Here is a 20,357-nt window from a genome sequence, read left to right as displayed (position 1 = left end):
GGATCGGCCGGGGCGCCGAACCCGCCACATGGGAACCCTCGTCGTCATCGGCCTGCTCGGCGGCCTGATCACCGGAATATCGCCGTGCATCCTCCCGATGCTCCCGGCGATCTTCTTCGCCGGCGGCGTCCAGGGGGCGCGCGACCGCGGCACCGCGGGCTCCCGGCCGACGTCCGGCGGACCGGGCGGGGGTGGGGTCGCGACCGCGAGGCCGGACGCCGCCGTCCGCACGCGCACCTCGCTGCGGCCCTACATCGTGATCGCCGGGCTGGTGCTCAGCTTCAGCTTCTTCACGCTGCTGGGCTCCCTGATCCTGTCCGCGCTGGGGCTGCCGCAGGACCTGCTGCGCTGGGCGGGGATCACCCTGCTCGTGCTCCTGGGCATCGGCATGATCGTGCCCCGGTTCGAGATGATCCTGGAGCGGCCCTTCCAGCGGATCGCCGCGTTCGGGGCCAAGCGTGGGGCGGCGCGGCAGGACCGGGGCGCGTTCATCCTCGGGCTCGGCCTGGGCGTGCTGTACGTGCCGTGCGCCGGGCCGGTGCTCGCGGCCATCACCGTCGCCGGCGCGACGGGCAACATCGGCGTCGGGACGGTGGCGCTGACCGTGTCGTTCGCCGTCGGCGCCGCGCTGCCGCTGCTCCTGTTCGCCCTGGCCGGACGCCGGATCGCGGAGCGCGTGCAGGCGTTCCAGCGGCACACCAAGGCGATCCGCACCGGTGGCGGCATCGTCGTCATCCTGCTGGCGGTCGCGCTGGCGTTCAACGTGCCCGCGGCCATCCAGCGGCTGCTCCCGGACTACACCGGCGCGCTCCAGCAACGCATCGACTCCTCGGAGACGGTGCGCGAGGCACTCGACCTCGGCGGTCTCGTGACCGACGAGAACCGCGAGCTGTCCAACTGCTCGAACGGCGCCCCGGTGCTGGAGGACTGCGGAACGGCGCCGGAGATCCGCGGTGTCGACAAGTGGCTGAACACGCCGGACGGCAAGGCGCTCCAGCTCGAGGCGATGCGCGGCGAGGTCGTGCTCGTCGACTTCTGGACGTACTCCTGCATCAACTGCCAGCGGTCCATCCCGCACATCAGCGCCTGGTACGACAGGTACGCCGACGTCGGCAAGGGCTTCGAGGTGATCGGCGTGCACACGCCGGAGTTCGCGTTCGAGCGCGAGACGCGCAACGTGATCGAGGGCGCGAAGGACCTCGGCGTGACGTACCCGATCGCCCAGGACAACTCGTACGCGACCTGGACGGCGTACCGGAACCGCTACTGGCCCGCGCAGTACCTGATCGACGCGGACGGCACCGTGCGACACATCCGGCTCGGCGAGGGCGGGTACCAGGACACCGAGAACCTGATCCGCGAGCTGCTGGCCGACGCCAACCCCGGCGTCGACCTGCCCGGCGCCACGACCGTCAAGGACGCGACGCCGCTCGACGAGATCACGCCCGAGACGTACTTCTCCATCAAGCGCGTCATCAACTATGCCGGCGAGCCCCGGTACGCGGCGGGCCGCAAGGAGTTCACGCTCGCGGACGACCAGCAGCAGGACACGTTCTCGCTGGGCGGCACGTGGGAGGTCGACTTCCAGGGTGCGGAGGCGGTGTCCGACGACGCCCGCGTGCGCCTCGCCTACCGGTCGACCGACGTCTTCGTGGTGCTCGGGGGTGAGGGAACCGTCGAGGCGACGGTCAGCATCGACGGCCGGGAGGAGACGCGGAGCATCGACGTCTCGGGGAACCCCCGGCTCTACCCGGTCCTGGAGGGCGACGAGCCGACCGAGGGACTCGTCGGCCTCCAGGTCCCGGCCGGCGTGCAGGTGTTCACGATGACGTTCGGCTGACCGGGCCGTCGTGACCGACTTGCCGGACCGGGAGAGCGCAGGGGGCTCGCCCGGTCCGGTGCTGTCATGCCGGGTGGACCAGGCGCACCGTCTGGAGCACGTGCACGCACAGCTCGCCGGACTCGTCGGTCACGCGGACCTCGACGAGCACCTGGCGGCTGCTCGCCCGGAGCGGCACGGCCGTGGCGGTGGCCTGGCCCACGACGGGACGCAGGAAATGGGTGGTCGAGTCCACCGTCGCCGGCAGCGCGCCGGGCCCGCCGTTCGCGGCGGCGCAGACTGCGGCGGTGCCGTCCGCCAGCCCCATCAGCGCCCCGCCGTGCAGGCCGCCGCCGACCGTCGACAGCGGCTGCGAGTACGGCAGGCGCGCGACGACGGCCTCCGGCTCGATCCGGTCGAGCTCGACACCGAGCGTCCTGACGAACGGTGCAGCCGCGTAGACGTCGTCGGCGGTCAGTGTCATGGGATGGTTCCTCTCGGTCGCGAGTTGTAGAGATCTCTCTCTAGAGGCGGGACTCTAACGATGCGCTGGAGTACCGTCAACGCATGCCGCGCCCGACCCACGACACCTCGACGATCCTCGACGCCGCGGGCCGGATCCTCGGCGACGGCGGGCCGGCGCAGGTCACGATGGCGGCCGTCATCCGCGAGGCCGGCGTGCCGAGCGGCTCCCTCTACTACCGGTTCCCCGACCGCCCCGCCCTGCTGGCCGCGCTGTGGAACCGCGCGATCGAGAGCTACCACCGCGACGCGTACCCGCTGTTCGACGGGGACCCGGTCGAGGCCGCGGCGGCGCTCGCCGCGTACACCGTGCGGTGGTGCGAGGCGGAGCCCGCGCACGCGCACGCGCTGCTCGCCGGGCGCGCGCGGTTCGAGCCCGACGCCTGGCCGGAGGCCGCCCGGGACGCCGAGGCGACCGAGGGGGCGCGTTGGAACGAGGCGATCCGCGGGCTGACGCGCCGGGTCCGGGCCGAGACGTCCGTGTCGATGACCGAGCTCCTGCTGGTCGTGGTCGACCTGCCCTACGCCGCGGTGCGGCGGTACCTGAGCGGCGGCCGGCCGATCCCCGGTGACCTCGCGGACGTGGTCGCCGGGATCGTCCGCACGTCGCTGCGCTGAGCCGCCGCCGCTGCGCTGAGCCGCCGCCGCTGGTTGAGCTTGTCGAAACCAGGCCCCGACGAGCTCGACCAGCGGGTTCAGTCGACCGAGGGCGCGTCCAGCTCGAAGACGGCCGGATCGGTGACGACGCCGTTGACCTGCAACGTCACGGCGTGCGGCCCGGGGTAGTAGCGGCGCGTGGTGATGGGCCGGAACGAGTGCTCCCGGCTGAGCTCCACCTGCTCGCCGGGGGCCAGCGTCCGGGTGGTCAGCTTGAAGGTCTTGGTGGTCTGCGAGCCGTTGGCCTTCTGGTGGTGCACCACGTAGTCGATCGACAGCCGCGCCTCGTCGGCGCCGACGTTGCGCACCGCGGCCGTGAACCGGACCGTCCCGCCGAACGGAACCCGGGCGACGTCGAGCAGCGGCCCGTCGATCTCCAGGGTCGCCGGGCCGAACCCGAGCAGCGCGAGCGCGCCCGGGTCACCGCGCTTGATCAGCGTGCGCAGGGCGTGCCGGACCAGGCCCGGCGTCGTCGGCGCGGGGTCTGCGAGCCAGCGCGCCGCCGTCGCGACCACCAGCTCCGGGTGGTCCCGGCTGAGGTCGTTGAGGTGGTTGGCCACCGACCGGCGCACGTACTCGCTCTCGTCCCGGTACAGGGCGTCGAGCACCGGCACCGTCACCCCGGGGCGGGCCAGGATCTCCGGCACCCGGACCGACCAGGGCAGGTACGGGCGGGTGCCCTCGCTGGCCAGGCGGCGCACGTCGACGTCGTCCGACGCGGCCCAGGTCGCCGCCGTGGCGAGCGCGCGGTCCAGGTCGTGCCGCAGCAGGGTGCGGACGGCGAACTCCGCGGTGAGCCGGCCGGTCAGCTCGGCCAGCAGTGCCATCGCGTCGTCGAAGGCCGCGTCCGTGCCCTCCTCGACGGCGCGGGTCGCAACGGCGCTCGTGACCGGCCAGACGAGCCAGCCCCCGAACGGCTCCGCGCCGTCACGCGCGGCGCGCACCACCCGGGCGAGGCGCGCGTAGTCGCCGGGCAGGTCGGTGAGCAGGGCGTCGCGCAGCAGGTCCGCCCGCTCGCGCAGCGACAGGTCGCCGAGCCGGCCCGCGGCCGCGGGCAGCGCGTGCGGCACGGCGTCGGGCGCCGCCGCACCGATCGCGCGGGCCAGGGCCTGCGCGGTGCGGTCACTGATGAGCTCGTCGGCGAACGGCATGTGGTTCCTTCTCTTCCGGCAGATGTCAGAGGCTCAGGTCACCATGGTGACCTGAGCCTCTGACGCTCCTGCGGGTTACCGACTCAGGCTCCGTTTTCTGTCGCCTGAGCCTGCGGCTCCGCTCCGGGCAGGTGCCTCGTACCTCGGCCCCCACCCTCCGCTGCGCCTCCGGCTCAGGCGACGGTCGCGTCGACCGTGACCTCGATGTTGCCGCGGGTCGCGTTGGAGTAGGGGCAGACCGCGTGGGCGGCCTCGACCAGCTCGTCCGCGGTGGCCTGGTCCACGCCGGAGAGCTCGACGTGCAGCGCCGCGCTCAGGGTGAACGCGCCGCCGTCGGCCGGGTGGATGCTCACCTCGGCGACCACGGCGGAGTCGCTGACCGCGACCTTCTTCGCCGCGGCGACGGCCTTGAGCGCGCTGTGGAAGCACGAGGCCCAGCCCGCCGCGAAGAGCTGCTCGGGGTTGGTGGCGCCGCCCGGACCGCCCATGTCGGTGGGGATCGCCAGCTTGAGGTCCAGCAGGCCGTCGTCGCTCACCGTGCGGCCTCCGGCGCGGCCGTCACCGGTGGACGTCGCGACTGCGGTGTAGATGCTGTCAGCCATGGATGCGCTCCTTCTCGAGGCCGGTGCTTGACCGGTCCGGATGTAGACGAACTAGTACGTCTACATTAGCCACACGGGACGCGCGGGCACAAGCCGGGCAACGCGAGAGCCCGCCGTCACGGTGCGTGACGACGGGCTCGGGCGAACCTGGGCGGTGCTGCTACCCCCGTGAACCGGCCGGCTGGCCGGCGTCGACGACGGCGAAGATCGCGCGGTCCAGGGCGCTGCCGACGCGGGCGGGGTCGTCGAGGTAGCCGGACAGCATGGCGCCGTCGCGCAGCATCATCAGCTCGTAGGACGCCTGCTCGGGGTCGGCCACGCCGAGCTGCTCCGCCATCTCGGCGAAGGTCTGCCGGTACCAGGCGCGGTGCTCGGCGACCACCGCGCGGACCGGGCTGCCCGGCTCTGCGTACTCGGCGGCCGCGTTGATGAACGAGCAGCCGCGGAAGCCCGGCTTGCAGGCCTCGGTGCCGACGCTCGCCGCGAACCGGTGCAGCGCCTCGGCGTCGCCGACGGACGCGCGCAGGCTTTCCAGCGCCCCGCGTTCCCAGGCCGCCTGCCGCTCCAGGTAGGCCACCACGAGGGTGTCCTTGGTGCGGAAGTGCCGGTAGAACGTCACCTTGGTGATGCCGGCGCGGTCGATGATCTTGTCGGCGCTCACCGCGCGGATCCCGTGCGCGTAGAACAGCTCGGTGGCCGCGTCGAGGATGCGGTCCCGGGTGGAAGGGGCCGTCGTGGTGCCCATGTGCGCACCTGCCTCCGTACTCGTTCGTGGATCTGAAAGAGATGAGTCTACTCGTGGTGTACTGACGGGTTCGTCTACCTGCCCGGGGTTTCCACATCGCCGCCCGGTGGGGGAGAATGGCATCCGTGGTTATCCGGAACGCCCGATTCGTCCCACACCACCGATCTGCCTCCGCCGCGGCACTGCTCGCGGCCGCCGCCCTCGTCCTCACCGGCTGCACGGTGCCGACGGCCGAGGGCGACGACGGCAAGACCGGGGAGAAGTTCCAGGTCAGGGAGCCCTCCGGGCCCGCCCTGGTACTCGACTCGACAGACCCCGCCGAGCTCGCGCTCACCGCGAGCCAGGCCTTCTTCCACGCGAGCCCGGTCGCCGTGATCGCCTCGGCCGACGACGCCGCCGCGCGCGCGACCGCCGCGGCCACCGGCGTCGCCGTCGCCGCGCCGGTGCTGCTCACCGACGGCGGTGTCTCCGACACCAACGTCGTGGCCGAGCTCGAGCGGCTCGGGGCGGACACCGTCGTGGTCATCGGCGACGAGCAGGCCGTCGCCGCCGTCGGCCCCGCCGCGGGGGAGTCCGAGGTGGTCCGCTTCGACCCGGGTGCCCTGAACGCGGCGGCCGAGGCCGCGGCCTCGGCCGGTAAGAGCGGCGACGCGGACGCCGACGCCGAGGACAAGGGCGACGGCAAGCGGGCGGCCAAGGTCGAGCTGCCGACCGCCGAGCGGCTGCCCGCGGCCGAGCTGAGCAACCTGCGCGCGGACATCCCCGACGTCACCGATCCCGAGCTGCTGCAGGAGACCATGGTCGTCGTCGCCCCCGAGCCGGGGCAGGAGGCGGCCATCGGTACGGCACTGGCCGCCGGCGCCGTCCCGGTCGAGGTGCCGGGCGGCGACGTGGCGGGGGATGCCGGGACCGTCGACACCATCCGCGCGCTCAACCCGCTCGGCGTCGTCGGGATCGGCGGGAAGTTCGGCCGGGCCGAGGAGCTCGGCTGGCAGGTGTCGGTGGTGACGTCGGGCGTGACGCTGCCGGGCGGCGAGCTGCAGCTCTTCCCGGGGCGCTACGTGTCGACGTCGTACACGGTGCCGGCCGGCGTGGCCGACCCGGCCGCGGACGCGCTGCGCGCCACGGAGGCCGCCGCCACGAACGGTACGACGCTGGGCGGGTCGCCGCTGGTCCTCGTGACCGCGAGCGTGCGGTCCGGCGCGCCGGGCGAGGACGGCGACCACGTGGACGAGCAGCCGCTGGAGGCGCTCACCCCGGCGGTCGAGACCATCCGGAAGGCCGGGCAGGTCGTGCTGCTCGACGTCGCGCCGGGCGACCAGCCCCTGGCCGCGCAGATCGACGCCCTCGAGCCGCTGCTGGCCAAGCCGGGCGTCGGCCTCTCGGTGCACCCGGAGTTCCGGCTCGCCGGGAACGGCGCGACCGCCGGGACCGTCCCCGTGGCGGAGCTGCAGGAGGTCGTGGACCGGCTGGCGACGCTGGCCACCGACAAGGGCCTGCCGCAGATCATGCTGGAGGTGCACCAGTCGACGGCGGCGTCCGTGGTCGACCGGGCCGAGCTGCGGATCCCGTCGCAGGTCGCGGTGGTCTTCACCGCCGCGGGCCCCGCGGCGGGCCAGGCCACGGCCGACGGCGTCTGGGCCGATGTGGCCGCCGGGCTGCCCGCCCACGCGATCCTCGGCTGGTCCGCGCCGAGCGAGGTGCCCGCCGACGCGACGAGCATCCTGCCCACGGAACCGCTCCTGGGCCTGGTCTCCGCCAGCTGAACCTGCCAAACTGCGGGCATCCATCGGAGCGAAGGGGCCCTAACAATCGTGACCACCGTGAGCAGCGGCGCGGCCGTCGTCGCCGACGCCATCATCCCCGTACCTGTCGAGCTCCAGCCGGGCGAGGGGGTGCTGGACCTCCGGACCGTTACGATCGGCGCGCCCGACGCCGTGACCGCGCGGCTCGCGGGTGAGCTGCTCACGAGCGCCGGCGCCGCCGTCGCGCCGGACGGCGGGGTGCCCGTCACCCTCACGTCCGACCCCGCCGCGGGCCCCGCGGGCTCCGCGAACCCCGAGCGCTACACGCTCACGGTGACCGCCGAGGGCGTGTCCGTCGCGGCCCCCGAGCGCTCCGGTCTGCTGCACGGCGTGCGCACCCTGCGCCAGCTCGCCAACGCGGGCCGGTCCGCGCAGGACGCAGGGTCGGGGGCCCCGCTCGAGGTGCGCGCCGTCGCGGTGCGCGACGAGCCGCGGTACTCGTGGCGGGGCCTGTCGTTCGACGTGGTGCGGCACTGGTTCGGACCGGCCGACCTGCGGGCGGTCGTGGACCTCGTGGGCTCCTACAAGATGAACCGGCTGCACCTGCACCTGTCCGACGACCAGGGCTGGCGGCTGGAGATCCCGTCCCGGCCGGCGCTGACCGAGAAGTCGTCGCAGGGCGCCGTGTCGGGTGCGACCGGCGGGTTCCTCACCGCCGACGAGTACCGCGAGCTGCAGGAGTACGCGGCCGAGCGCGAGATCGTGATCGTCCCGGAGATCGACGTCCCCGGGCACGTCAACGCGGCGACGCACGCCTATGGCGAGCTCATGCCGTCGGGCGAGGCCACCGACGCGTACGACGGGATCGAGGTGGGCTTCTCCAAGCTGCACTTCGACCTGCCGACCACGGAGCCGTTCCTGCGCGACGTGTTCACCGACGTCGCGCGGATGACGCTGGGGCCGTGGGTGCACTTCGGCGGCGACGAGGTGCTGGTGATGCAGCCCGAGGAGTTCGGCCGGTTCGTGGTGCTGTGCCAGGAGATCATCACGGGCGCGGGCAAGACGCCGGTGGCCTGGCAGGAGGCCGCGGGCTCCGCGCACGGCGACCAGGCGGCCGTGGCCGCGCTGGCGGCCGACGGCGGCGCCCCGGCGGGCGGGGCCGAGGCCGAGGCCGGCGCGGCCACCGGGGCCGATGCCGGGCACGGCGCCGGCGAGGCGCCCGCCCTGGTCGAGGCCGGCACGGTGCTGCAGTACTGGGACACGCGGCCCGACCCGGAGCCGTTCCTGCGCGCCGCCCAGGCCGGCGCGCGGTTCGTGATGTCCCCGGCCGACAAGGCCTACCTGGACATGAAGTACACGCCCGAGCACCCGCTGGGCCAGCAGTGGGCCGCGTTCGTCGAGCTGCACGACTCCTACGACTGGGACCCGGCGACGCTCATCGAGGGGCTGCCCGAGTCGGCGATCGAGGGCGTGTCGGCCGCCGTCTGGACCGAGACCCTGCTCAACCGGGACCACCTGTTCTCGATGCTGCTGCCGCGGCTCGCCGCGGTGGCCGAGGCCGCCTGGTCGCAGCCGGGCGCCAAGGACTGGGAGTCGTTCCGGGGTCGCATCGCGGTCGAGGCGGGCGCCTGGCGCCGCGACGGCGCCTCGTACCACCCGACGCCGCAGATCGACTGGTAGTCGGCAGTCTCGACAGGCCTGGGTCTCGACAGGCTCGACCTGCGGAAGCCCCGCGGGTCGAGCCTGTCGAGACCTCTTTACCTCGCCGGGCGCGCCGCCAGCGCCGCCGCGTACAGGTCGCGCTTGGCCACGCCCGCGGCGTCGGCCACCTCGGCGACCGCGGCCTTGAGCCGCTCGCCCGCGGCGACCCGCTCCAGGACCTCGCCCACGACGTCGTCCACGCTGGCCTGGACGGCGGGCGCCCCGCCGACCACCACGCAGATCTCGCCGCGGAGCTGCTCGGCGGTGGCACGCTCGGCCAGCTCGGCGAGCGGTCCGCGCAGCACCTCCTCGTAGGTCTTGGTGAGCTCGCGCGCGACGGCGGCCGGGCGGGTGTCGCCGAACGCGACCGCCATGGCGCCCAGCGTCTCCGCGATCCGGTGCGGCGCCTCGAAGAACACCATGGTCCGCGGCTCGGCGGACACGGCGGCGAGCGTGCGGGACCGGTCGCCGGCCTTGCGCGGCAGGAACCCCTCGAACGTGAACCGGTCGGTCGGCAGCCCGGACAGCGCCAGGGCCGTCAGGACGGCACTCGGCCCGGGGGCGGCGGTGACCCGCAGGTCGCGCTCGATGGCGCGCTCGACCACCCGGTACCCCGGGTCGGAGACGGACGGCATGCCCGCGTCGGTCACCACGACCACGGTGCCGCCGTCGGCGACGACGTCGAGCAGCTCGTCCGCCCGGGCCGTCTCGTTGTGCTCGTGGTAGCTCGTCACCTTGCCGCGCACCTCGACGCCGAGCCGCCCGGCGAGCGCGTGCAGGCGGCGGGTGTCCTCGGCGGCCACGACGTCGGCGTCGGCCAGCAGGCGGACCAGCCGGGGTGAGGCGTCCTCCGGGTTGCCGATCGGGGTGGCGGCCAGGACGAGGGTGCCGGCCTCGGGCGCGGGCCCAGGAGCCGGGGACGAGTCGGTCATGAACCACACTGTCCCACGCTCTATGCTGGCCCGGTGTCTCAGCAGCCTGAAGCCACCGGAGCGCGTCACGCCGCAGCGCAGCAGGCTCTGCCCGGAACGTACGGGGCGCACGTGCGCCGCGAGGCGGTGGGCGCGCGGATGACGTCCACGGGTTCGTTCCCGGCCGTCCCGCCGGCCGAGCCGCCGGTGCGCGACCGTCTCCTGCGCGACCTGCTGGGCGAGCGCCGGCTCGCGCTCGGCCGGCGCGCGTCGGACCGCTTCTGGGGCCTCTTCGGTGCCCTGGTCGTGACGGCGATCGCCGCGGGCGCGCGGCTGTGGGCGCTGGGCCGCCCGGGCAAGCTGGTCTTCGACGAGACGTACTACGTCAAGGAGGGCTGGTCGCTGGCCAGCCTCGGCTTCGAGGCCGCCTGGCCCGACAAGCCCAACCCGGCGTTCGAGGCCGGCGACGTGAGCTCGTACAAGACCGACGAGGCCGAGTACGTGGTCCACCCGCCCGTCGGCAAGTGGATGATCGCCATCGGGATGCGCCTCATGGGCGGCGCGACCGACCCGATGGCGTGGCGTATCGCGAGTGCCGTGATCGGCATCGTGGCCGTGTTCCTCATGGTGCGCATCGCGCGCCGCCTGTTCTCGTCCACGCTGCTGGGCCTGGCCGCGGGCCTGCTGCTCGCCGTCGACGGCGAGGCGATCGTCCACTCGCGCACCGGCCTGCTGGACCAGTTCCTCATGTTCTGGGTGCTCGTCGCCTTCGGCTGCCTGGTGATGGACCGCGAGTGGGCCAGACGTAGGCTCGCGGACCGCGTGGCCCAGATCGTCGAGGCGGGCGGCTCGGTCGGGCAGTACGGGCCACGGCTCGGGTTCCGGTGGTGGCGCCTCGCGGCAGCGGTGTCGCTGGGCCTCGCGTGCGGCGTCAAGTGGTCGGGCCTCTACTTCGTCGCCGCGTTCTGCCTGCTCACCGTGGTGTGGGACTTCACCGCCCGGCGCACGGCCGGCATCGGCCGGTGGTGGGAGGACGCCCTGGTGGTCGACGCCGTCCCGGCCGCCCTGGTCGTGCTGCCCACCGTGCTCGCGGTGTACGTCGCGTCGTGGTCGGCCTGGTTCGCGCACCCGAAGTCGTACCTGCGCGACTGGGCCGTGGTCAACGGGGTGAACCCGCCGGGCTGGTGGCCGGACTGGGGCTGGGCGCAGGGCGCCTGGGAGGCCGGGCGGTCGCTGTGGGAGTACCACCGCATGATGTGGGACTTCCACACGGGGCTGGACTCGGACCACAACTACGCGTCGCACCCGCTGGGCTGGATCGTGCAGTGGCGTCCCACGTCGTTCTTCTGGGAGAAGTTCGCGCCCGGCCAGGGGCCCTGCCCCGCCGACGCCACCAGCGACTGCGCCACCGCCGTGACGTCGCTCGGCAACCCGCTGCTGTGGTGGCTCGGCGCCATCGCGATCCCGATCGCCCTGGTGCTCGTGCTCCGGTACCGCGACTGGCGGGGCACCGCCGCCCTGGTCGGGATCGCCGCCGGCTGGCTGCCGTGGTTCCTCTACTCGTGGCCGCTCGCGGACCGCACCATCTTCACGTTCTACTCGATCGTGTTCACGCCGTTCGTGATCCTCACGCTCGTGTACCTGCTGGCCGTGGGGCTGGAACGGACCCCGCGCCGCAGCGCGGACCGGCGGATCGTGTGCTGGCTGGCCGCGGTGCTGATGCTGCTGATCGTGGGCGTGAGCGTGCTCTACTACCCGATCTGGACGGCGATGCCGGTGCCGTACGAGTACTGGCAGCGGCTGATGGTGCTGCCGAGCTGGATCTAGCCCGGCGTGTCAGACGTACAGGTCACCCGAGTGACCTGTACGTCTGACACGGGTTGGCTAGATGGTCGAGGAGTCGCGGAGGTCCACTCCCGCGGCCGTCAGCTCGCGCTCCGCCTCCTCGCCCTGGGCGGGCGAGACCGGGATGGTCAGGTCGGTCAGCACCCGGGCGTGCAGGCCGGCGCGGCGGGCGTCGAGCGCGGTGTGCTTGACGCAGTGCGACTGCACCAGGCCCACGACGTCGACGGCGGTCACCGCGGCCTCCGACAGGACGGTCGTGAGGCTGCGGCCGTGCTCGTCGGCGCCGTCGAACCCGGAGTAGCCGTGCGAGTACTGGCCCTTGAGCAGCCGGACGTCGGGGGCGAGGTCGTCGAGCGCGGGGTGCAGCTCGGCGTTGGGCGAGCCGGCGACGCCGTGGGGCGGCCACGAGTCGACGAAGTCCGGGGTCTCGCTGAAGTGCTCGCCCGGGTCGATGTGCCAGTCCTGCGTGGTCACCACGGTGGTGTACCGGTCGCGGTGGGCCGCGGCGTAGGCGGCGACGCGGTGCGCGATCTCGTTCGCGCCCTCCGTGGCCAGCTCGCCCCCCTCGCAGAACGTGGGCTGCACGTCGACGACGATGAGCGCCCTGCGCTCGGTCCCGGACTCGGTAAGGCTCATAGCTCCACCCTCCCACCGCGATGGATGCCCGGGGTACCCCGGGCCGGTCGGTAGTTCGTCACATGATCGGCAGCCCGGGCTGCCGATCATGTGACCTTCTACCGACCACCCGGCCTCCCTCGATGATTGGATGGGACCGTGGACCCTATTGCGCGTCGGTTGGCAGTGCCCGTGCTGGTCTCGGCCCTGGTCGCGGGGGTGAGCGGGTGCAGCGGGGCGGCGGAACCGGGCGTCGTGTCGCCGAGCCCGAGCGCCTCGGCGAGCACGACGGCGGCGTCGGGCACGGAGGGTACGGAACCCTCGGACGGCGGTGTGACGGCGGAGGCCGAGGTGGTGGCCGAGGAGCTGCCGGTCCCGTGGGGCATCGCGCCGCTGCCGGGCGAGCGTTTCCTGGTCACGATGCGCGACGACGCGTCGCTCGCCGTGGTGCACCCCGAGGGGGACGTCCACCCGCTCCAGGACTCCGACGGCGTGCGGGAGGTGGCCGACCAGACGGTGCCGAACGGCGAGGGCGGCCTGCTCGGCGTGGCGGTCGACCCGGAGGACACCGGGCCCACGTTCACGACCTACCTGTACCGCACGGGCGCCGAGGACAACGCGGTGCTGCGTGCCGAGCTCGACCTGGACGGCATGACGCTGGGCGACGTCACCACGATCCTCGACGGCATCCCCAGCGCCTCCAACCACAACGGCGGCCGGATCGCGCTGGGGCCCGACGGGTACCTGTACGTCGCGACCGGCGACGCCGGTGACCCCGCGAACGCGCAGGACCCGGACTCGCTGGGCGGCAAGATCCTGCGGATCACGCCCGACGGCGATCCCGCCCCGGGCAACCCGGACCCCGGCTCGCCCGTGTGGTCCCTGGGGCACCGCAACGTGCAGGGCCTCGGCTGGGACGCGAGCGGCCGCATGTTCGCGAGCGAGTTCGGGCAGAACGAGCTGGACGAGCTGAACGTGATCGAGCCCGGCAACAACTACGGCTGGCCGGAGGTCGAGGGGCCCGGGGAGCAGGAGGGGTTCGTCGACCCGGTGGCGTGGTGGCCGACGTCGGAGGCGTCGCCGTCGGGCATCGCGGTCACCGATGACGCCGTGTACCTGGCCGCGCTGCGCGGCGAGCGGCTGTGGCGCGTGCCGCTGCTCGGCACGGCGGAGGAGATCGAGGCCGGTGAGAGCCCGGGCTTCGGCGAGCCGCAGGCGCTGCTGGCAGGCGAGTTCGGTCGCCTGCGCGCGGTCCAGGCCGGGGCCGACGGCGAGCTGTGGGTGCTGACCGGCAACACCGACGGCCGGGGCGAGCCCGCGACCGAGGACGGCCGGGTGGTCGACGACCGGCTGCTGCGGGTCACGGTGACCGCGGCGGAGTAACGGGCCGGGGTGTATCCACTGGCAGACGTCTAGGGCTGTGGATATCCTGGCCGCCGGGAAGGGGCCGCGTCGTAGGCTCGGACCACCGGCGAACGAGAGGGGTGAACAGGATGTCCGCAGAACCTGGCGGGTACCGCACGGTGCCGCGCGGCTACGTCTACGCCGACCACATCCCGTACGTCACGCCGGACTCGCTCGCCGACCTGAAGGGTCCGACGACGGGGGTAGTCCGTGTCTGGGCGCCGATCTCCACGGCACCCGACCCGGTGTACGACATCGATGACCCGGCCCAGCGCTGGAGCGTGTACAGCGCGGCCGTCCGGGACGGGACTGCTCGTGACCACGTCCAGATCCTCGATCGCCGCCTCCTCATCGAGCTCTGGCCGGAGCTGAACCTGCCGAGGCGGTGCCGCGCGATCTGGGAGGACGCCTTTCCGGAGCTCGCCGCGCGAAGCATGGCGAGAACGGCCTGATGCGCCCGTTCCACGACCGCCTCGCCCGGATCGGGCTCGGGGCGGCGGACAAGTACGGGTTCGTGCTCGCCGGCGGTTATGCCATCTCTGCGAACGGCATGGGAGACCGTCCGTCGGTCGACGTCGACCTCTTCACCGACCGCGGGGATCCTGAGCAGTTCGCTCAGGCGGTCGAGGCCGTCCGCGGGGCGTTCCGAGCCGAAGGGTTCACGGTGGTCGACAACAGGATCGGTCCCACGTTCGCCGACCTCCGCGTCAGCGACGAGGCGACGGCGACCTGGAGCGACATCCAGCTCGGGTGGGACTATCGCGAGTTCCCGCCGCGCCTGCTCGAGATCGGTCCTGTCCTTGATCCGCGCGACGCGGTGGCCAACAAGATGGGCGCGCTCTGGTCGCGCGGCGAGGCGCGCGACTACATCGACATCGACACCGTGGTCGGGTCCGGACGGTTCAGTCGGGGCGACGTGCTGGCGATGGGGGACCGGATCGAGTCCGTGCCCCTCGACCGGCACATGCTCGCAGAGCGGTTCCGGCAGGCCGGGCGTTATCCCGCCTCCGACTTCGCGCTGTACGACGTGGGCTCGGTGCAGCGGATCGCCATCGTCGACCGTTTCCTCGACTGGGCCGACGAGATCGACCCCACCGGCGCCCGCTGAGCCACCGCCCGGGCCTGTGGATAACCACGTGGTCAGCGGGCCTCGCGCAACTACCATTGACGCCATGCCGGAAGACCAGAAGTCCTTCTACCTCACGACGCCGATCTACTACGTGAACGATGCCCCGCACATCGGGCACGCGTACACGACGGTCGCCGCCGACGTCGTGACCCGCTGGCACCGCCAGCGGCAGGAGGACGTCTGGTTCCTGACCGGCACGGACGAGCACGGCGAGAAGGTGCTGCGCACCGCAGAGGCCAACGGCGTGAGCCCGCAGGTCTGGGCCGACCGGCTGGTCGATACCGCGTGGAAGCCCGTGCTGCAGACCCTCGACGTGCGCAACGACGACTTCATCCGCACCACGGAGGAGCGGCACGAGACCGCCGTCCAGGCGTTCCTGACGGACCTGTACGACAAGGGCGAGATCTACGAGGGCTCCTACGAGGGGCCGTACTGCGTGGACTGCGAGGAGTACAAGCTCCCGGGCGACCTGCTCGACGGCACGGGGGAGTACGCGGGGCAGAAGGTGTGCTCCATCCACGGCAGGCCCGTCGAGATGCTGTCCGAGCAGAACTACTTCTTCCGGATGAGCGCCTACGCCGACCGGTTGCTCGCGCTCTACGAGGAGCACCCCGAGTTCGTGCAGCCGGCGTCGGCCCGCAACGAGGTGGCCAGCTTCGTGCGGCAGGGACTGCAGGACCTGTCGATCTCGCGCTCGACGTTCGACTGGGGCGTCCCCATCCCGTGGGACACCTCCCACGTGCTCTACGTCTGGTTCGACGCGCTGCTCAACTACGCCACGGCCGTGGGCCTGGACAGCGACGACCCGGAGCGCAAGGCGCAGTTCGCGCGCACCTGGCCGGCCGACGTGCACCTGGTCGGCAAGGACATCCTGCGGTTCCACGCCGTGATCTGGCCCGCGATGCTGATGGCCGCCGGGCTGCCCCTGCCCAAGACCGTGTTCGCGCACGGCTGGCTGCTGGTGGGCGGCGAGAAGATGAGCAAGTCCAAGCTCACGGGCATCGCGCCGGCCGACATCATCGACACGTTCGGCTCGGACGCGTTCCGGTACTACTTCATGCGGACCATCGCGTTCGGCGGTGACGGCTCGTTCTCCTGGGAGGACATGACCGCCCGCTACAACGGCGAGCTCGCCAACGGCTTCGGCAACCTCGCGTCGCGGACCGCCGCGATGATCGGAAAGTACTTCGGCGGCTCCCTGCCCGCCCCGGGCCCGCTCACCGACGCCGAGACCGAACTGGCCCGGGTCGCGGCCCGGGCCGTGGCTGACGCCGAGGCGGCGATCGACCGGCTGGCCATCCACGACGCGGTCTCCGCGGTCTGGACGCTCGTGGACGCCACCAACGGCTACCTCGCGGACACCCAGCCGTGGAAGCTCGCCAAGGAGCCCGGCGAGGTCGACGAGTCGGGCACGGGGGTGGACGGCGGCCGCCTGGCGACGTCGCTGGTCACCGCCACCGAGGCGCTGCGCTCGCTCGCGGTGCTGCTCAACCCGGTCACGCCGCGCGCTGCGGCCGGGCTGTGGGAGCTGCTCGGCGCGGAGGCCGCGCTCGGGGCCCTGGACGCCCAGCCGCTCCAGGGCGCGGCGACGTTCGGCGTGCTGCCCGCCGGCACCACCGTGACCAAGGGCGCCGCTCTGTTCCCGCGCCTCGACGACACGGCCGCCTGAGCCGACGATGGCCAAGCGCACACGCGAACGCGGGTTCCCGGCCGCCCCGGAGCCCCTGCCCGTCCCCGTGGTGGACAACCACACCCACCTCGACCACATCGCCTCGGTGCTGCCGCCCACGGCGCCCGACGGCGAGCCCGGCCCCTGGCCGCCGTCCGTCGCCGACCACCTGGCGCGCGCCGTGGCCGCAGGCGTGGACCGCGTGGTCCAGGTGGGCTGCGACCTGCCGTCGGCCCGCTGGACCGACGCCCTGGTCCGTACCGAGGCGCGGGCGGTGGGGGCGCTCGCCATCCATCCCAACGAGGCCACCCTGCACGCGGGCATCGACGAGGTGGGTCCGGACGGCCTCGCGCCCGAGCCCCAGGAGCACCACGCCGTGGGCCTCGACGACGCCATCGCCGAGATCGCCGACCTGGCCAAGGGCAACGACCGCGTCCGCGCGATCGGCGAGACGGGCATGGACCTGTTCCGCACCGGCCCGCGGGGCGAGGAGGCCCAGCGGCAGAGCTTCCGCGCGCACATCGCGCTGGCCAAGGAGCTCGGCCTGGCCCTGCAGATCCACGACAGAGACGCGCACGCCCAGGTCATCGAGGTCCTGCTGGCCGACGGCGCACCCGAGCGCACCGTCTTCCACTGCTACAGCGGCGACGCCGAGATGGCCCGCGTCTGCGCCGAGAACGGCTGGTACCTGTCGTTCGCCGGCCCGGTCACGTTCAAGTCGAACGACCACCTGCGCGCGGCGGTGACCGTGGCGCCGCGAGAGCTCCTCCTCCTGGAGACCGACGCCCCGTACCTCACGCCGCACCCGTACCGAGGGCAGCCGAACGCCCCCTTCGCGGCGGCCCACACGGTGCGGGCCATGGCCGCCCACCTCGGGGAAGACCTCGCGACGCTGTGCGCCGACATCAGCGCCAACTCCGGGCGTGTCTACGGCAACTGGTAAGAATGGCGCATTGGGGCGAAGAAAGCGGCATTTGATTTCATAACCCCACGTCTTTTCCTGCGAGGTTTGTTCCGTTACGGTCTGGTGCTCGTGGTGAGGTACGCACGGCCGTGGCTCGCGAGCAAACCGGCCCGCTGGCTGGTCCGTGGTGCCGTCGTCGGCGTGCTCGCGGGCGTCAGCGGCGTGTACGTCGCCAACGCGGCGACCCTCACGATCGACTACAACGGCGACGTCCGCACGGTCGGCGTCTACGGCGACACCGTCGCCGAGGCCCTCGCCTCGCAGCACATCGACCTGGAGCGCGACGACGTCGTGCAGCCGGCCGCCACGTCCGCCGTCGGCGCCGGCGGGACCGTGGTGGTCCGCACCAGCCGCGACGTCACCGTCGAGCTCGACGGCCAGGTCATGACGCTGCGCACCACCGCCGGCACGGTGGGCGAGCTGCTCGCGGCCCTCGGGCCGCGTGGTGACGGTGCGATCGCCACGGCGTCCCGCACCACGCAGCTCGACCGCGACCCGGTGCGGTTCTCCACGGTCAAGGAGGTCAACATCGCCGTGGACGGCTCGGTGCTCGAGTTCAGCACCACCGGGTCCACGGTGCGGTCCGTCTTCGAGGAGGCAGGCATCGCGCTGGCCGAGGGCGACGTGACGTCGGTGCCGCTCGACGCCGCGGCGGTGGACGGGATGATCGTCATGGTCAGCCGCGACGCGTCGTCGTCGCGCACGGTGACCGAGGTGGTGCCGTTCGAGACCGAGACGGTCGAGGACCCGAGCCTGCCCCAGGGCTACGAGTCCATCCGCACGGCGGGCGTGGCGGGCGAGGCCAAGGTGACGTACAAGGTCAAGACGGTTGGCGGCGCTGTCGTCGAACGCACCCTGGTGGACCGCAAGGTCACCCGCAAGCCCGTGAACGAGGTGCTCGTGGTCGGCACCATGGACGTCGCCACCGCGCCCGTGGACCCGGGCTCCGCGCGGGCCCTGGGCCAGGCGATGGCCGCGGAGCGCGGCTGGGGCGCCGACGAGTTCTCCTGCCTGGACCAGCTCTGGCAGAAGGAGAGCGGCTGGCGCTGGAACGCCGACAACCCGAGCAGCGAAGCCTACGGCATCGCCCAGGCCAACCCGGGCTCGAAGATGGCCACCGTCGGGAGCGACTGGCTGACCAACCCTGCCACCCAGATCGAGTGGGGCCTGGGCTACATCTCCGGGCGCTACGGCACGCCGTGCGGCGCCTGGGCCCACTCCGTGGACATCGGCTGGTACTGATCCGGGGACTTTTTCACCCTGGAACATTTAGGACATTGTTGGACCTACCCTGACGTTTCGCCACCACATTTCTCGGATAGGTCTTGCAATTGATAACGGCAGGGTTACGGTCTCCTGGACCGCCGGATCGGCCGGTCGGGCCCGCGCCCCGCGCGGGAGGTGCGTGCGACTCGTGCCGTCCCGGCCCCCGTGCCCGGACCGCGCGAGGACTGGACCCGCGTGTCATCTCCCCACCCAGCTCTGGGCAGCCCCGACGATCTGCCCCCCAACCCTGAGGCCGGCGCCCCCGCCGGAATCACCGAGATCTTCGATCCGCCCCCGACGGATCACACCCCCACCGAGCCGGTCGTCCAAGTACCGGTCACCCCCGTGCCGGCCCCGCCGCGCAGACCCCGCCGCAGAGCAGCCTTCCTCGCCGGGGCCGCGGCCATCGCGGTCGTCGGCGCGGGCAGCATCACCGCCTTCGCCTCGGCCCACAAGACCGTCACGCTGGACGTCGACGGCAGGGTCACGACGGTAGAGACCTTCCAGGGCGACGTCGCCGGCCTCCTGGCCGACCAGGGCGTCGACGTCACGAGCCGGGACGCGGTGACGCCCGGCACGGACGGCACCCTGCGGGACGGCGGGATGGTCGTGGTCCGTTACGGCCACGAGGTCACCCTGCGGGCCGACGGCAAGGAGCGGTCGACCTGGGTCACCGCGCTCGACGCCGACCAGGCGCTCGCCACGCTCGCCGAGCGAGCCGACGACGTCGCCCTGGTCCCGTCCCGCTCCGGCGGACGCGTGTCCCTCCCGCTGCGGCTCGACGCCGACAGCCCGGTCAACCTGGTGGTCGGCGGCAAGACCCAGCGGGTGGCCGACGGCGCCGCGCAGCTCGACGACCTGCTCGCCGCGAACGACGTCACCGTCGACGCGGACGACCGGGTCACCGTCCAGCGCGACGCCGCCGAGGGCGGGCCGTCCGCCGGCGCGGGCACGCCGACGCTGTCTGTCGTCGTCGAACAGGTGCGGACCGCGGAGCGGAAGACCGTGACCAAGCTGTCGTACGACAAGGTGCGGAAGGCGGACCCCGACCGGTTCGAGGACCTCGCGGCGTACGTGGCGACCAAGGGCGTCACCGGCAAGCGGGTCACCACGTGGGACGTCACCACCGTGGACGGCAAGGTCGTGGAGCGGGAGAAGCTCTCGTCGAAGGTCGAGCGCAAGCCCGTGGACCAGGTGACCGTGTACGGCACCAAGGCCCGCCCGGAGCCCGAGCCGGAACCGAAGCCCGAACCCAAGCCGGTGGCGCGGGAGAAGTCCCAGAAGGCGGCGGCCAAGCCGAAGGCGGACGTCGTGGCGACCAGCGGTGTCTGGGCCCAGCTCGCGCAGTGCGAGTCGGGCGGCGACCCCACCACCAACACCGGCAACGGCTACTACGGCCTCTACCAGTTCTCGCAGCAGACCTGGGTGGCGATGGGCGGTTCCGGCCTCCCGTCGGACGCCTCGGCCAGCGAGCAGACCATGCGGGCCCAGAAGCTCCAGGCGCAGTCCGGCTGGGGACAGTGGCCCGGCTGTGCCGCGAAGCTCGGCCTGCTCTGACCCCTCCCCACGCGTCAGACGTGCAGGTCACCCGAGTGATCTGTACGTCTGACAC

Annotated in this window: 18 protein-coding genes; 12 read left to right on the top strand and 6 right to left on the bottom strand. The window is 72.9% G+C overall.

Going from position 1 to position 20,357, the window contains the following annotated elements:
* The first annotated feature begins 28 nt into the window (after positions 1-28).
* A complete protein-coding gene (locus H291_RS0121700) occupies positions 29-1,840 on the top strand; it encodes a cytochrome c biogenesis protein CcdA (protein ID WP_020017133.1) in 1,812 nt (603 codons plus the stop codon).
* A gap of 64 nt (positions 1,841-1,904) precedes the next feature.
* Here the strand turns inward: H291_RS0121700 and H291_RS0121695 are convergent, their stop codons facing one another.
* The gene (locus H291_RS0121695) at positions 1,905-2,303 is read right to left on the bottom strand and encodes a PaaI family thioesterase (protein ID WP_020017132.1); all 399 of its coding nucleotides are present in this window, start codon (positions 2,301-2,303) and stop codon (positions 1,905-1,907) included.
* 83 nt (positions 2,304-2,386) lie between these two features.
* On the opposite strand from H291_RS0121695, the gene H291_RS0121690 reads away from it, so the two are divergent.
* The gene (locus tag H291_RS0121690) at positions 2,387-2,959 is read left to right on the top strand and encodes a TetR/AcrR family transcriptional regulator (protein WP_020017131.1); all 573 of its coding nucleotides are present in this window, start codon (positions 2,387-2,389) and stop codon (positions 2,957-2,959) included.
* A 77-nt stretch (positions 2,960-3,036) separates the two neighbouring features.
* Here the strand turns inward: H291_RS0121690 and H291_RS0121685 are convergent, their stop codons facing one another.
* The 3 genes from H291_RS0121685 to H291_RS0121675 form a co-directional block, all read right to left on the bottom strand.
* Entirely contained in the window at positions 3,037-4,149 is a 1,113-nt protein-coding gene (locus tag H291_RS0121685) for a hypothetical protein (protein ID WP_020017130.1), read from the bottom strand.
* 173 nt (positions 4,150-4,322) lie between these two features.
* Positions 4,323-4,751 carry an organic hydroperoxide resistance protein gene (locus tag H291_RS0121680; protein ID WP_020017129.1) on the bottom strand — a complete coding sequence of 143 codons (429 nt, stop codon included), beginning with the start codon at positions 4,749-4,751 and terminating at the stop codon, positions 4,323-4,325.
* 160 nt (positions 4,752-4,911) lie between these two features.
* On the bottom strand, positions 4,912-5,496 hold the full coding sequence (locus tag H291_RS0121675; protein WP_020017128.1) for a TetR/AcrR family transcriptional regulator: 585 nt from the start codon (positions 5,494-5,496) through the stop codon (positions 4,912-4,914).
* Positions 5,497-5,621: 125 nt separating this feature from the next.
* On the opposite strand from H291_RS0121675, the gene H291_RS0121670 reads away from it, so the two are divergent.
* Together H291_RS0121670 and H291_RS0121665 are read left to right on the top strand one after the other, a co-directional pair.
* Positions 5,622-7,262, top strand: a complete 1,641-nt coding sequence (locus tag H291_RS0121670) for a hypothetical protein (protein ID WP_157237238.1) — start codon at positions 5,622-5,624, stop codon at positions 7,260-7,262.
* Positions 7,263-7,310: 48 nt separating this feature from the next.
* A complete protein-coding gene (locus H291_RS0121665) occupies positions 7,311-8,921 on the top strand; it encodes a family 20 glycosylhydrolase (protein ID WP_020017126.1) in 1,611 nt (536 codons plus the stop codon).
* A gap of 77 nt (positions 8,922-8,998) precedes the next feature.
* On the opposite strand, the gene rsmI is transcribed toward H291_RS0121665, so the two are convergent.
* A complete protein-coding gene (gene rsmI / locus H291_RS0121660) occupies positions 8,999-9,874 on the bottom strand; it encodes a 16S rRNA (cytidine(1402)-2'-O)-methyltransferase (RefSeq protein ID WP_033327687.1) in 876 nt (291 codons plus the stop codon).
* 33 nt (positions 9,875-9,907) lie between these two features.
* Between rsmI and H291_RS0121655 the strand changes: the two genes are divergently transcribed.
* The gene (locus H291_RS0121655; protein ID WP_232216139.1) at positions 9,908-11,680 is read left to right on the top strand and encodes a dolichyl-phosphate-mannose--protein mannosyltransferase; all 1,773 of its coding nucleotides are present in this window, start codon (positions 9,908-9,910) and stop codon (positions 11,678-11,680) included.
* 57 nt (positions 11,681-11,737) lie between these two features.
* On the opposite strand, the gene H291_RS0121650 is transcribed toward H291_RS0121655, so the two are convergent.
* Positions 11,738-12,334: an isochorismatase family protein gene (locus H291_RS0121650; protein WP_020017123.1), complete on the bottom strand. Its 597-nt coding sequence runs from the start codon at positions 12,332-12,334 to the stop codon at positions 11,738-11,740.
* Between the two features lie 138 nt (positions 12,335-12,472).
* On the opposite strand from H291_RS0121650, the gene H291_RS0121645 reads away from it, so the two are divergent.
* The 7 genes from H291_RS0121645 to H291_RS0121615 all read left to right on the top strand — a co-directional run bounded on the left by H291_RS0121645 (position 12,473) and on the right by H291_RS0121615 (position 20,302).
* Entirely contained in the window at positions 12,473-13,696 is a 1,224-nt protein-coding gene (locus H291_RS0121645; RefSeq protein WP_198012564.1) for a PQQ-dependent sugar dehydrogenase, read from the top strand.
* A 110-nt stretch (positions 13,697-13,806) separates the two neighbouring features.
* The gene (locus H291_RS31140; RefSeq protein ID WP_020017121.1) at positions 13,807-14,169 is read left to right on the top strand and encodes a hypothetical protein; all 363 of its coding nucleotides are present in this window, start codon (positions 13,807-13,809) and stop codon (positions 14,167-14,169) included.
* On the top strand, positions 14,103-14,825 hold the full coding sequence (locus H291_RS31135; RefSeq protein ID WP_198012563.1) for a nucleotidyl transferase AbiEii/AbiGii toxin family protein: 723 nt from the start codon (positions 14,103-14,105) through the stop codon (positions 14,823-14,825). Before H291_RS31140 ends, H291_RS31135 begins: the two co-directional genes overlap by 67 nt.
* Before the next feature lie 64 nt (positions 14,826-14,889).
* The gene (metG, locus tag H291_RS0121630; protein WP_020017119.1) at positions 14,890-16,515 is read left to right on the top strand and encodes a methionine--tRNA ligase; all 1,626 of its coding nucleotides are present in this window, start codon (positions 14,890-14,892) and stop codon (positions 16,513-16,515) included.
* A 7-nt stretch (positions 16,516-16,522) separates the two neighbouring features.
* The gene (locus tag H291_RS0121625) at positions 16,523-17,458 is read left to right on the top strand and encodes a TatD family hydrolase (protein ID WP_020017118.1); all 936 of its coding nucleotides are present in this window, start codon (positions 16,523-16,525) and stop codon (positions 17,456-17,458) included.
* 90 nt (positions 17,459-17,548) lie between these two features.
* Complete coding sequence (locus H291_RS0121620) at positions 17,549-18,721, top strand: ubiquitin-like domain-containing protein (RefSeq protein ID WP_157237236.1); 1,173 nt, start codon at positions 17,549-17,551, stop codon at positions 18,719-18,721.
* 369 nt (positions 18,722-19,090) lie between these two features.
* Positions 19,091-20,302 (top strand): resuscitation-promoting factor, encoded by a 1,212-nt coding sequence (locus tag H291_RS0121615; RefSeq protein ID WP_020017116.1) that lies wholly within the window; start codon positions 19,091-19,093, stop codon positions 20,300-20,302.
* Positions 20,303-20,357: the final 55 nt, after the last annotated feature.

This window comes from Promicromonospora sukumoe 327MFSha3.1, from assembly GCF_000385135.1.
Taxonomy (GTDB): domain Bacteria; phylum Actinomycetota; class Actinomycetes; order Actinomycetales; family Cellulomonadaceae; genus Promicromonospora; species Promicromonospora sukumoe_B.
Note: the sequence above shows the minus strand (reverse complement) of the source record. Positions and strands in the feature narration are given on the sequence as shown.

Coding starts and splice junctions, on each gene's coding strand:
- rsmI (WP_033327687.1), bottom strand. CDS start 9,874: ATGACCGACTCGTCCCCGGCTCCTGGGCCCGCGCCCGAGGCCGGCACC.
- H291_RS0121650 (WP_020017123.1), bottom strand. CDS start 12,334: ATGAGCCTTACCGAGTCCGGGACCGAGCGCAGGGCGCTCATCGTCGTC.
- H291_RS0121685 (WP_020017130.1), bottom strand. CDS start 4,149: ATGCCGTTCGCCGACGAGCTCATCAGTGACCGCACCGCGCAGGCCCTG.
- H291_RS0121680 (WP_020017129.1), bottom strand. CDS start 4,751: ATGGCTGACAGCATCTACACCGCAGTCGCGACGTCCACCGGTGACGGC.
- H291_RS0121700 (WP_020017133.1), top strand. CDS start 29: ATGGGAACCCTCGTCGTCATCGGCCTGCTCGGCGGCCTGATCACCGGA.
- H291_RS0121625 (WP_020017118.1), top strand. CDS start 16,523: ATGGCCAAGCGCACACGCGAACGCGGGTTCCCGGCCGCCCCGGAGCCC.
- H291_RS0121695 (WP_020017132.1), bottom strand. CDS start 2,303: ATGACACTGACCGCCGACGACGTCTACGCGGCTGCACCGTTCGTCAGG.
- metG (WP_020017119.1), top strand. CDS start 14,890: ATGCCGGAAGACCAGAAGTCCTTCTACCTCACGACGCCGATCTACTAC.
- H291_RS0121690 (WP_020017131.1), top strand. CDS start 2,387: ATGCCGCGCCCGACCCACGACACCTCGACGATCCTCGACGCCGCGGGC.
- H291_RS31140 (WP_020017121.1), top strand. CDS start 13,807: ATGTCCGCAGAACCTGGCGGGTACCGCACGGTGCCGCGCGGCTACGTC.
- H291_RS0121675 (WP_020017128.1), bottom strand. CDS start 5,496: ATGGGCACCACGACGGCCCCTTCCACCCGGGACCGCATCCTCGACGCG.